The sequence below is a fragment of the Azorhizobium sp. AG788 genome (assembly GCF_004364705.1).
Taxonomy (GTDB): domain Bacteria; phylum Pseudomonadota; class Alphaproteobacteria; order Rhizobiales; family Xanthobacteraceae; genus Azorhizobium; species Azorhizobium caulinodans.
Map to the genome: position 1 here is coordinate 68320 of NZ_SOBM01000003.1, position 12185 is coordinate 80504.

Below are 12185 nucleotides of genomic sequence, written 5' to 3' on the forward strand. Positions count from 1 at the left end.
CGTGGGGCGGGAACTGCCCTTGCCTCGCGCGGGCGGCAGCCGCCGTCAATGGCTTTTTCCCTGCCACGAGGCTGCCGCCTTCAACCCCTAACGGATCGCGGCACTTGCTTTTTGCGGGCCGCTCCCAATGCTGCGGGCGCAAAGTGAAGCGGCGCAGTCCCGCGCCGATCTGGCCCCTCAGCCCCGGAGACAGTCCTGATGCAGCGCGCTTTGGTGCGGATCGCGGTTCTGCTGACCTTGATGCTGGCGCTCGTCGCCGGCCAGAGCGTCTGGGCCGCCCCTCCTGCCGATCCCGCGCTCGCCACCGCCCGCGAGAAGCTGGAAGCCAACCGCTCCGTGCTCGATGCCGTCGAGGCCTCGCTGGGCGTGGACGGCCTGCGGGCGCCCGATCTCGATGAGCTGCGCTCCCGCCTCGATCCGGTCCGCCGTGAGATGCAGGCGCGCTCCGAAATGCTGGGCCCGCGCGCCACCGACGTGAAGACCCGTCTCGATGAACTCGGCCCGGTGCCGGCGGCCGGTGCGGCGCCCGAAGATCCCAACGTGACCGCGGACCGGGAGCGGCTGAAGGTGCTCTCCACCGACATCGACGCGCTGGTGAAGCAGAACCGTGCCCTCGCCGCGCGCGCCGACCAGCTCTCCGACCGCATCAGCACCCGGCGGCGGGAATTGTTCACCGGCCAGCTCTTCGAGCGATCCATCTCCATTGTGGACCCCAGCCTCTGGGGCACCGGCATGGCGGCGGTGCGCTCTGCGCTCCGCAGCATGTCGCTTCTGGTGAGCGATTCCTACGGCTACGCCCGCCAGCGGCAGGACACGCTGACGCTCATCGCGATCGGTGCCGGCATGGCCCTCATCGTGGGGCTCATCGTCTTCCTCGGCCGACTTCTGCGGCGGCGCCTCAGCAGCCATGCGCCGGCGGACGGCGAGCGGATGCCGCGCCTGCGCGCCTCCCGCGAAGCGGTGAAGACCGCGGTCTTCGAAAGCCTCGTCGGCCCGCTGGCGGCGCTCGCCGCCGTCAATTTCGCCAGCGGCTTCGAGGTCGTGCCGGCCCGCGTCGAGGAAATCCTGCGCGGGCTCATGGTGGCCATCTTCATCTATGCACTCGGCCGCGCGGTCGCCCGCGCCGTCCTGGCGCCGAGCCAGCCCTGGCGGCGCCTGCCTCCGCTGTCCGACACGGCGGCGGCCACCATCTTCCGCTTCTTCTCCTGGTCGGTGACCACGCTCGCCATCGGCTCCTTCGTGAATGCGCTCAACCGCGCCCTGTTCACGCCGGTGGCCCTCACCGTCCTCGTCTCGGGCATCATCGTCATCTTCATCAGCGCCTTCACCGCCCTGATGCTGGTGCGCATCGGGCGCATCGCCGAGGAGGAAGAGGCACGCGACACCGCCCTCGCCGAGAGCGGCGGCACGCCCTCCGGCAACCTCGACCTCAACGGCGCGCCGTGGATCCGCACGCTGCTCTGGCTCATCATCGCCGTGCTCGTGGCCTCGCTGGTCGCCGGCTATGTGAGCTTCGCGGTCTTCGTGGCCTCCCGCATGCTGGTGGCGGCGGTCGTCCTCAGCGCGCTCTACATCATCTATGCGCTGATCGACGCCTTCTTCGGCGAGGGCCTCTCGGCGGAAACCCACCGGGCGCGGGTCTTCTCCAAGACCCTCGGCCTGCGGCCCAAGAGCCTGGAGGTCATCGCGACCCTCGTCTCCGGCCTGCTGAAGCTGTGCCTGTTCATCGTCGCGCTGCTGCTGATGGCGGGGAGCTGGGGCACCTCCTCGGCGGACATCCAGGAGACCGTCGAGCGCGTCACCTTCGGCATCCACATCGGCAACACCACGATCACGCTCTGGAACGTGGTCTATGCGGTGACGCTGCTCATCATCGGCGTGCTGCTCGCCCGCGGCCTGCAGAAGTGGATGGCGACGAAACTGCTGCCGGGCACCGGCATCGAGGCCAGCCTCCAGACCTCCATCTCCACCATCATCGGCTATGTGGGCACCATCATCGCCATCATGGTGGCGGCGGGCGAGATCGGGCTCAACCTCCAGAACATCGCCCTCGTCGCCGGTGCCCTCTCGGTCGGTATCGGTTTCGGCCTCCAGTCCATCATCTCCAACTTCGTGTCCGGCCTCATCCTTCTCACGGAGCGCCCCATCCGCGTGGGCGACACCATCAATGTGAAGGGCGAGGAAGGCTACGTGCGGCGCATCAGCGTGCGCTCCACCGAGATCGAGACCTTCGAGCGGGCGACCGTCATCGTCCCGAACTCGGACCTCATCACCGGCATGGTGAAGAACTGGACGCACTCCAACACCACCGGGCGCGTCATCGTGGCGGTGAACATCGCCTATGACGCGGACGTGGAAGAGGTGCGGGACATTCTGGTCGCCTGCGCCTGCGACCATCCGCAGGTGCTCCAGACGCCTCCGCCGCGGGTCTTCATCACCAAGTTCGCCGACACCGGGATCGTCTTCGAGCTGCGCTGCGTGGTGGCGAACGTGGACTATTCGCTCACCGTGAAGAGCGACCTCCACTTCTCCATCCTGCGGCGCTTCCGCAAGCACGACATCGTGATGACCAGCCAGCCCTGGGCAGCGCTGAGCCGTGCCCCGGCCGACCTCGTGCCGCCGCATGTGGACGCAGATCCGGAGCCGCCCGCGGTGGAAGCCAAGCCCTCCACCCCCGTCAAGGGCGGCGGTTCCATCAGCGATTCCACCGGCTGAGCCGGCGCCGCCTGCGATAACCCTTCCTCAACCCTCCGGGCGCATAGAGGCCCCATGAGCGATCTCGGTCTTTCCCCCTTCGCGGGCGCCCGCGCCCTCACGTCTTCCCGCTGGACGCGCCGCGCCCTGCCCTTCGCCCTTCTGGGCGCGCTGGCGCTGGCCGGATGCGGCACGACGGAAGTGGAACAGCCGAGCCAGCCGGCCTTCTATGAGAATCTCGCCAAGACCGGTCAGCCGGTGAATGCGGAGGCCGCCGCCTCCATCATCTCCGACTATCGCACCGGCAAGGGCCTCAACCCGGTCACCATCGACCCGGCGCTGAACCAGGTGGCGCAGGAGCAGGCCAATGCCATGGCCCGCGCCGACACCCTCTCCCATGAAGTGGGCGGGCGCACCTTCGTGCAGCGCATGAACGCGTCCGGCTACAAGCCCAAGGTGGCGGTGGAGAATGTGGGCGCCGGCTATCACACGCTGGCCGAGGCCTTCTCCGGCTGGCGCGACAGCCCGCCCCACAACAAGAACATGCTGGCGCAGGGCGTGACCCGCATGGGCATTGCCACCGCCTTCAATCCCAAATCCAAGTACAAGGTCTATTGGGCGCTCGTGCTGGCGACGCCGGACGCGCGCTGACGCGCCATCCCGACCCCGCCGCCCAAAGCTGAGGCGCCGCTCCGCCTGCCGGAGCGGCAGATGCCGCACTGCGGCATTTTTTTCGCAGACGCACTGGAAGTTTGGCTGCCCAAGGCTTAATCACTTGGGATGCTCGCGAACCTCGGCGATTTCGACCGGCTGCGCGCTGCCTTCCAGTGGCGCATCCCCGCCCGCTACAACATGGCCACCCACGCCTGCGACGGCTGGGCGGCGCGCGATCCCTCTCGCCCCGCGCTCTATGTGCCGCAGGGCGCGGACTTCGTGCCGGTGAGCTACGGCCACCTCGCGGAAGCCTCCAACCGCTTCGCAAATGCGCTTGCCGCCAAGGGCATCACGCGCGGCGACCGGGTGGCGATCCTGCTGCCGCAGAGCATCGAGGTGCTGGTCACGCACCTTGCGGTCTACAAGCTCGGCGCCATCGCCGTGCCGCTGGCCTCCGCCTTCGGCGTCGAGGCCCTCACCTTCCGCCTGAACGATTCCGGCGCGCGGGCGCTGGTGGCCGACGCCGCCGGCCTCGCCAAGCTCGCCGAACGGCCGGACTGGCTCGACCTCATCGTCTCCCGTGACGGCCCCGCCCCCGGCATCGAGGGCTTCGACGATCTCGTGTCGCGCGCCAGCGCCACCGCTCCCGGCATCATCACGGGGCCCGACGATCCGGCGCTGATGATCTACACCTCCGGCACCACCGGCGCGCCCAAGGGCGCCCTGCACGGCCACCGGGTGCTGATCGGCCATGTGACGGGACAGCACTTCACCCACGATTCCATGCCCGCCCCCGGCGACCGCATGTGGACGCCCTCCGACTGGGCCTGGGCCGGCGGCCTGCTCAATACCGTCCTGTCGGCGCTCGCCCATGGCGTGCCCGTGGTGGTGCAGCCGCCCGGCCGGTTCGACCCGGAATCGGCCTTTCGCCTCATGAAGACGGCGGGCGTGCGCAATGTCTTCATCCCACCAACCGCGCTCAAGATGATGCGCGCCGTGGAGAAGCCGAAGGAACGCTTCGGCTTCAACCTGCGCACCGTGGGCACGGCGGGCGAGGCGCTGGGCGCGGAGACCTTCGAATGGGGCCGCGCGGCGCTGGGTGTCGCCGTGAACGAATTCTACGGCCAGACCGAATGCAATTACGTCATCGGCTCCAACGCCCGCCTCGGGGTCGCCCGCGCGGGCGCCACGGGCAAGGCGATTCCCGGCCATGACGTGCGCATCATCCGCACCGACGGCAGCCTCTGCGACATCGGCGAGATGGGGCAGATCGCCATCCGCGCGCCGGACCCGGTGATGTTCCTGCGCTACTGGAACCAGCCGGAGGCGACCGCCCGCAAGTATCTGGGCGACCTGTTCGTGACCGGCGACCTCGCACGGCTCGATGCGGACGGCTACATCCATTTCCAGGGGCGGGACGACGACGTCATCACCTCATCGGGCTATCGCATCGGCCCGAGCGAGATCGAGGACTGCCTGCTGCGTCATCCCGCCGTGCAGATCGCCGCCGTGGTCGGCAAGCCGGACCCGGTGCGCACGGAGATCGTGAAGGCCGTGCTGGTGCTGCGGCCGGGCTACAAGCCGGGGCCGGAGCTGGTGAAGGAGATCCAGGACTTCGTGCGCACGCGCCTTGCGGCCTACGAATATCCGCGCGAGATCGTCTTCATGGACGAACTGCCGCTCACCACCACGGGCAAGGTCATCCGCCGCCTGTTGCGCGACCAGACCTGAACGGCCGCCGGAGCCCGCCGCGACTCAGGCCGTCGCCGGCTGCTGCCACATGGGCATACGGGCGATGAGCGCCTTGTAGGGGCCGAGGAAGACAAGGATCATCGCCAGCTTCACCGCATAGTCGCACAGCGCCCAGGAGGTCCAAGGCAGGCCGGTGCCGGCGAAGGCGAGCGAGAAGAAGACCACCGTATCGATGGCGCTGGAGACGAAACCCGCCATGGCCGGGGGCATCCACCAGGCGCGGCGGCGCAGGCGGTTGAAGACGGTGGCGTCCATGAGCTGAGCCACCAGGAAGGCGCTGCCCGAGGCAAGCGCGATGCGCGGGGTGGCGAAGAGGACGGAGAGCAGCACCGCCAGCGCGAACCCCACATAGATGACGAGACGGGTCCGCTGAACGCCAAGGCGGCGGTTCGTCAGGTCGTTGATGAGGAAGGTCACCGGATAGGTGAAGGCGCCATAGGTGAGGTAATCCTCCAGCCCGAACGGGGTGAAGGGAAACTGCACCAGCACGTTGGCGGTGAGCACCGCCGCGCACATGGCAAAAACCGCGAGCGCGAACGCCCGCGGTTCGGATTTCACAGCTTGCGCGAAGAGACCCAAGGCGGGGCTCAGGCGGCGGCCGGAGCCTCGGCCTGAGCCTTGACGATCTGGCGTTTCAGCTCGAGCACGCGCGGGGCCAGCTCTTCGTCGCGGGCCTTCAGCAGGAAGGCATCGAGGCCACCGCGGTGGTCCACCGACTTCAGCGCATTGGCGCTGATGCGCACGCGGATCGAGCGCTGCAGAACGTCGCTCTGGAGCGTGACGTTGCAGAGGTTCGGGAGGAACCGGCGCTTGGTCTTGCGGTTCGAGTGGCTCACGAGGTGGCCGGTCAGAACCGCCTTGCCGGTCAGGTCGCACCGCCGAGACATGGCAGAAGTCCTTTATTGCTTGTTCGCGCGCTCGTGGCCCGGCCGCGTTCTGCGACCGCTGGCTTGAACCCGCAGGATCAGGAAGGCGCTCCTATAAGGGGCGGGGCAGGTCGCGTCAAGGCGAACGGCGCTGAAAGGCCCACAAGCGACGAGAGGAGCCCGGCGCCAGCATCGCGCGTCCGCTTGAGATACCTCCCATGGCGGTTCATAACCAAGGCGACAGACATCTGCCGGTGGGGGCACATGATGCGACGTTTGCCACGCGCCCTGCGGGCGCGAAATCTTTCGCGCGTGATCTGCCACCTCGCGCTGGCCATGGGAGCGGTCCCGGCCGGCGCCCAGAGCAGCGGCTGGTCGCTCTACAACGGATACAGCACGTCCTACAGCATCCCTTATGCCAACACGCCGGTGTTCGGCGGACCGCAGGCCCAGTTGATGGTGAACGTCACTGTCGGCGGACAGACGACGCAGGTGCAGGTGGACACCGGCTCCCAGGGGCTGGTGATTCCGCAGTATCTGTTCGGCAACCAGACCTTCACCGGCACGCCAGGCACCATCGTCTATTCGTCCAGCGGCAACAACGCGACCGGCATCTGGACCACCATGACGGTGAGCTTTCCGGGCGCGAAAGACCAGAACGGCAATCCCACCACGGCCTCCGCCTCGGTGCCGGTCTTCATCGAGCAAACCGCCAACAACGGCACCAAGGACTGCACCGTCGCCGGCACCGGCTGCTATTTCATGATGGGCATCGGCTACGGCCGGCCGGACAATGGCTGGACGGGCTATCAGCCGTCCCTCAACACCAATCCGCTGCTGCACCTCACCGGCATGGACGAGGGCACGGTCCGCTCCGGCTACATCGTCACCGCCACCGGCATCCAGGCCGGCCTCACCGCCGCCAATGCGGGGCAGGGCTATGCGCTGATCCAGCTTCAGCCCTCGACCGGGCAGGCCTCCGCCAACTGGACCACGCCCCCCGGCACGCTCATCGTCACGCCCAACGGCGGCTCGCCCGCCACGACGGCGCTGCCGGTGCTGGTGGACACGGGCATTTCCTATCTGTGGGGCAATCTCGGCACCGCCTCGACGGCCTGCACCTATCACAACCAGCAGTTCACCTGCGCGCCGGCCGGAACCGCCGTCACGGTCTATCTCGGACCGGGCAGCTATGTGGGCTATTCCTATGTGGTGGGCGGCTCGAACAACAATTCCGCCGCCCCGCCGGCCTCGCGCGACGATGCCATCGGCGCGCTGAACACCGGCATCTCGCCCCTCGCCCAGTTCGATCTGATGTTCGACGCGGTAGGTGGCTTCGCCGGCTACAAGGCCACGGCGCCGAACACCTCCGGCATCTATTTCTCGCCCTATCTCTCCACCGCAGGCGCGCTGTCCGTGCCGGACGGCTTCCTGACGACGCTGCCGGTCTATGTATCGTCGGCCACCACCCTTTCGACCACCGGAACCGCCACCCTGCAGGGCGCGGTGACCGGCGTTGCCGGCCTCACCGTCGCCGGCCCCGGCAACACCTCCTTCTTCGGCACCGTCACCCTGCCCTCCATCACCATCAGCGGCGGGGCGGCGAGCTTCCTGGCCAACGTGACGGCCCCGCAGTTCCAGGTGCTGTCTGGTGCGGCCGCCGCCAACAGCGCGACGCTCACCGCCACGGTGTCCAACGCCGGCACACTGATCAATGCCGGCACCATCGTGGGGGGCGTCAGCAATTCCGGCACGGTCTTCAACTGGCAGACCGTCACCGGCGCGGTGCAGTCCTCCGGCACGTTCGCCAATACGGGCACGGTGAACGGCACGGTGACGAATTCCGGCACCCTCACCAATGACGGCACCATCAACGGCATCGTCATCAGCACGGGCACGATGAACGGCAACGGCATCGTCACCGGGTCGCTCGCCGTCTCCGGCACCGTGGCTCCGGGCCATTCCATCGGCACCATGGCGGTGAACGGGAATGTGGAGTTGCGCCGCGGCTCGGTCTACGAGGCCGAACTCGGCCCCGCCGGCACCAGCGACCGCATCCTCGCGAGCGGCAGCGTCACGCTCGATGGGACGCGCATCGCGGTCTCGCCTTATGCGGGCTATACGCCCGGCCTCGGCAGCTACCAGATCATTACCGCCGGTGGCGGCGTGAGCGGCACCTACAGCGTCTCCGCGCCCGACTTCGGCACCTTGTCGGCCACCTATCCCTTCCTCGCGGCGAACGGCCGCATCACCGGCTCGGGCCTTACCATCGACATGGTGCGCAGCACGGTGCCCTTCGCCGCCGCCGGCATCACCGCCAACGAGACGGCCACCGGCCGCGGCCTCGATACGCTGGGGCAGCAGGGCACCTTGTTCAACGCGCTTCTCGGCCTCAATGCGGCGACCGCCGCCGGGGCCTATGACCAGCTCTCGGGCGAGATCTACGCCAGCACCCAGAGCCTGCTCATCGACCAGTCCTTCTATGTGCGCGACGGCGTGCTCGGCCGGTTGCGGCAGGAGAGCGGCGCGCCCGGCGCCGCCGGTGCGGTGCAGACGGCAACGCTGGTGCCGGGCCTGCCGCTCACCCTCTGGGGCGAGGGCTATGGCGGCTGGGGACAGGCGAGCGGCAACGGCAATTCGGCCGGCGACAGCCGCTCCATCGGCGGCTTCCTCATGGGCCTCGACCTGCCGCTCGGCACCAACTGGCGGGCGGGTCTCGCCGGAGGCTACAGCCAGTCCACCTTCAACACGGACGCGCGCGGCTCTTCCGGCACCAGCGACAATTACGATGTGGCGCTCTATGCGGGCGGCGCGCTGGCGGCGGTCGGCCCCGGCACGCTGAACCTGCGCACGGGGGCAGCCTACGCCTGGCACGACATCGCCATGAGCCGCAGCGCCGCCTTCTCGGGCTTTGCCAATGCGCTCACCGCCGGATACGGCGCCGACACGGCGCAGGTCTTCGCCGAACTGGGCTACGGCTTCACGCTGGAGAAGACGCCGCTGGGCCGCGTCGGTCTCGAACCCTTCGCGGGTCTGGCCTATGTACATCTGTCCACGGACAGCCTGACGGAAACCTTCGGTGCGGCGGCGCTCTCGGTCGCCTCCTCCAGCTTCGATACGACGCTGACGCAGCTCGGCGTCAGGGCATCGGCCGTCGTCCTGCCGGGACCGAACCTGCCGGCGGTGGACGTGCATGGCCTCATCGGCTGGCAGCACGCCTTCGGCGATACGGTGCCGATGGTGGCCGCCAGCTTCGCCAGCGGCAGCCTGCCCTTCACCGTCTCCGGCGCGCCCATCGCCACCGACAGCCTCTTGCTGGGCTTCGGCCTCGACACCGCCATCGGCCAGAATGCACGCCTCGGCGTCGCCTATACGGGCCAACTCGCCAGCAATGTGCAGGACAGCGCCGTGAAAGGCACCTTCTCGCTGCGCTTCTGAGCGCCCTCAGCCCCGCGTCGCCTGCCCGAGAAAGCCCAGAATGATCTGGCGCCGGTGCGGGCGGTCGCGGTGCTCGATCAGATAGATGCCCTGCCATGTGCCGAGACGCGGCCGCCCGGCGAAGACCGGAATGGCGAGCGTGCTGTCGGAGAGCAGCGTGCGCACATGGGCGGGCATGTCGTCCGGCCCCTCCGTCGTGTGCACCCAGCCGCGATTGCGCGGGGCGAGGTCGTTCAGCGCGGTGATGAGGTCCGTCTGCACGTCCGGGTCCGCATTCTCCTGAATGGTGAGGGACGCCGAGGTGTGCCGGCAGAAGACCGTAAGCACGCCCTGCCCGGCGCCGATCTCCGAGAGGAAGGCCGTGGCCTCCCGCGTGATGTCGATGAAGCCGGGACCGCGCGTCGGCACCTCCAGCTCGCACTGGGCCTGGAACTCCACAGGCCCGCTCACCGCCACGCTACGCCTCATCTCATGTCCTTTCCGCCGCCTCACCCTGAGGCAGCTTGCCAGCCGGGCGCGCGATGCCCACCTTGCGGCCGCATGTTCCAGCCCCCGGCCCCCCGGAGCCCGATGACCGTTCTCTCCATCGACCCGCACCTGTTCACCGATGCCGCCGTGGCGCCGGACACGAAAATGGTCAATGCCGCCATCGTCAAGGCGCTCTCCCGGGCGCCGGATCTCGGCCTCGTGCCCTGGGCGGTGGTGCGGCAGGCCCGGCTCTCGGGCAAGGGCACCTTTCCGCTGCCGCCGGAAAGCCCCCGCGCCCGCAACGAGACCATCGAAGGCCCGCGCGGCCCCGTGCCGGTGCGCATCTATCTGCCCGACGGCGCACCTGCCGGCGTCTATCTGCATTTCCATGGCGGCGGCTGGACCATCGGCTCGGCGCGGGAGAATGACGGGCTGAATGACGCGGTGGCGGCCGCCGGCCTCGTGGTGGTGTCGGTGGACTATGCCCTCGCCCCCGAGACGCCCTATCCGGCGGCGCCCGACGATTGCGAGGCGGCGGCCCTCTGGCTGCTGCGGGAGGGCCTGTCGCTGTTCGGGACGGACCGCTTCCTCATCGGCGGAGAATCGGCCGGCGCGCATCTCGCCGTCACCACCCTGCTGCGGCTGCGCGACCGGCACGGCATCTCGCCCTTCGTGGCCGCAAGCCTCCATGCCGGCTGCTACGACCTGCGCCTCACCCCCAGCGCCCGCAACTGGGGCACCGAGCCCTTGGTGCTGAACACAGCGGATATCGAGCGCTTCGTGCGCAACTATCTGCGGCTGGAGGGCGAAGCCGAGCATCCGGATGTCTCGCCACTGCTGGCAGACCTGAAGGGCCTGCCCAAGGCGCAATTCCTCGTCGGCACCCGCGATCCGCTGCTGGACGACACGCTGTTCATGGCCAACCGATGGCTCGCCAGCGGCAACCCGGCGCGGCTTGAGGCGTTTCCCGGCGGGTGCCACGTCTTCATGGGCTTCGTCGGCTCGCTGGCCGACAAGGGCCGGGCGCGGATCGTGGACTTCCTGCGCGACGCCTGATCAGCGGCTGCCGTTCTCGACCCCGTCGATGAAGCCGCGCAGGCGCTGGTAGAGCTTGCCCGCATAGGCATAAGCGGCGTCGAGATCGGACTGCGAGGGCAGCGGCACTTCCAGCTTGTTGCCGGAAGAGGTCGCACCGCCCTTGCCGTCGATCTGCGCCTGCAGGCGGGCGATCTCCGCCTCATAGGCATCGCGGCTGTCCGGCACGGCGAGGCAGGCAAAGCCGGACGTCCCCTTGGAGCAGAAGGAGGCCATGCCAGTGCGGGTGTCGAGCTTCAGCACGCCGCCGTCGACGGGCGTGAAGGTGAAGCGCCCGTTGGCGGTGTCGGCGGTTGTGGGGGCCGGCACGGCGGCATCGGGCGCGGGCGCCGGTTGCGCGAGTGCCACGGCCGGCATCAGAGCGAGCCCGAGACACAGGATCATCCGCCGCATGCTGCACTCCATCGTCGCGTCAGGCCGAACCGCTAAGGTCCAGCGATGACGCAACGGTGACAGGGGAAGCGGGCGGAAGCGGGGCGCGCCTCAGGCCCGGAAGGGCGGACGGCCGGAGGTGAGGGCATCGTCCAGCAGGTCCAGACGATCCTGGCCCCAGAAGACCTCGCCATCCAGCACATAAGAGGGCGCGCCGAACACGTCGCTCTTCAGCGCCAGTTCGCGATTGGCGAGATAGGCCTGCTGGGCTGCCTCGCCATCGGCGGCGGCGACGAGTTCGGCACCCGGCAGCCCCACCTCATCCACCAGCGCCACGATGACGGTGGGATCGGCCAGATTCTCCTGCCGCTGCCAGACGCCCGAGAAGAGGCGGGCCAACAGAGGCTCCACGGGATGGTCGGCTAGAAGGGCGGCGATCACCGTGCGGTCCACGAGGCCGGGATTGAAGGGCCAGTGGGCGGGCTGGATGTGGAAATCGAGGCCCAGCTTCAGCCGCCAGCGCTGAAGCTCCACGAGCCTCTGGCGCTGGCGCTGCGGCGCGCGCTTGGCGAGGGGCAGACCGCCGGTCTCGGCGAACACCGGCCCCAGCTCCACCGGGCGAAACTCCACCGTCGCGCCATGGCGGGCGGCGATCTTCAGCAGGCGGTCGTTGCCGAGGAAGCTCCAGGGGCTGACGATGGAAAAGAAGTATCCGATGCGGCGGGACATGGGCTGAGGGCTCCTGCGGGGCGCCCGAACGTCCTAGCCGAGTCGGGCCTCGAAATTCGATATGAATTTATTCGATCAAATTAGTTGACATGCGGGAGACCTGGCGTCACATTCGTC

General features: G+C 68.7%; 10 protein-coding genes. 5 read left to right on the forward strand and 5 right to left on the reverse strand.

Features of this window, described 5'->3' with window-relative positions:
- The first annotated feature begins 198 nt into the window (after window positions 1-198).
- From DFO45_RS08045 to DFO45_RS08055, 3 genes are all read left to right on the forward strand, one after another.
- The gene (locus DFO45_RS08045) at window positions 199-2715 is read left to right on the forward strand and encodes a DUF3772 domain-containing protein (RefSeq protein ID WP_012169082.1); all 2517 of its coding nucleotides are present in this window, start codon (window positions 199-201) and stop codon (window positions 2713-2715) included.
- A 54-nt stretch (window positions 2716-2769) separates the two neighbouring features.
- Entirely contained in the window at window positions 2770-3345 is a 576-nt protein-coding gene (locus DFO45_RS08050) for a CAP domain-containing protein (RefSeq protein WP_133864482.1), read from the forward strand.
- A 129-nt stretch (window positions 3346-3474) separates the two neighbouring features.
- Complete coding sequence (locus tag DFO45_RS08055) at window positions 3475-5079, forward strand: AMP-binding protein (RefSeq protein WP_133864483.1); 1605 nt, start codon at window positions 3475-3477, stop codon at window positions 5077-5079.
- A 24-nt stretch (window positions 5080-5103) separates the two neighbouring features.
- Here DFO45_RS08055 and DFO45_RS08060 read toward each other — a convergent pair whose 3' ends face one another.
- Entirely contained in the window at window positions 5104-5616 is a 513-nt protein-coding gene (locus tag DFO45_RS08060) for a queuosine precursor transporter (RefSeq protein WP_133864484.1), read from the reverse strand.
- A 71-nt stretch (window positions 5617-5687) separates the two neighbouring features.
- Window positions 5688-5987: a 50S ribosomal protein L28 gene (gene rpmB / locus DFO45_RS08065; RefSeq protein WP_012169078.1), complete on the reverse strand. Its 300-nt coding sequence runs from the start codon at window positions 5985-5987 to the stop codon at window positions 5688-5690.
- Between the two features lie 243 nt (window positions 5988-6230).
- Between rpmB and DFO45_RS08070 the strand changes: the two genes are divergently transcribed.
- A complete protein-coding gene (locus tag DFO45_RS08070) occupies window positions 6231-9404 on the forward strand; it encodes an autotransporter domain-containing protein (protein WP_133864485.1) in 3174 nt (1057 codons plus the stop codon).
- A 6-nt stretch (window positions 9405-9410) separates the two neighbouring features.
- Here DFO45_RS08070 and DFO45_RS08075 read toward each other — a convergent pair whose 3' ends face one another.
- A complete protein-coding gene (locus DFO45_RS08075) occupies window positions 9411-9872 on the reverse strand; it encodes a secondary thiamine-phosphate synthase enzyme YjbQ (protein WP_133864486.1) in 462 nt (153 codons plus the stop codon).
- A 102-nt stretch (window positions 9873-9974) separates the two neighbouring features.
- Between DFO45_RS08075 and DFO45_RS08080 the strand changes: the two genes are divergently transcribed.
- Window positions 9975-10928 (forward strand): alpha/beta hydrolase fold domain-containing protein, encoded by a 954-nt coding sequence (locus tag DFO45_RS08080; protein WP_133864487.1) that lies wholly within the window; start codon window positions 9975-9977, stop codon window positions 10926-10928.
- Here the strand turns inward: DFO45_RS08080 and DFO45_RS08085 are convergent, their stop codons facing one another.
- Window positions 10929-11360: a hypothetical protein gene (locus DFO45_RS08085; RefSeq protein WP_245517991.1), complete on the reverse strand. Its 432-nt coding sequence runs from the start codon at window positions 11358-11360 to the stop codon at window positions 10929-10931. It lies immediately after the preceding gene.
- A 90-nt stretch (window positions 11361-11450) separates the two neighbouring features.
- The gene (locus DFO45_RS08090; RefSeq protein WP_133864488.1) at window positions 11451-12068 is read right to left on the reverse strand and encodes a 2-hydroxychromene-2-carboxylate isomerase; all 618 of its coding nucleotides are present in this window, start codon (window positions 12066-12068) and stop codon (window positions 11451-11453) included.
- Window positions 12069-12185: the final 117 nt, after the last annotated feature.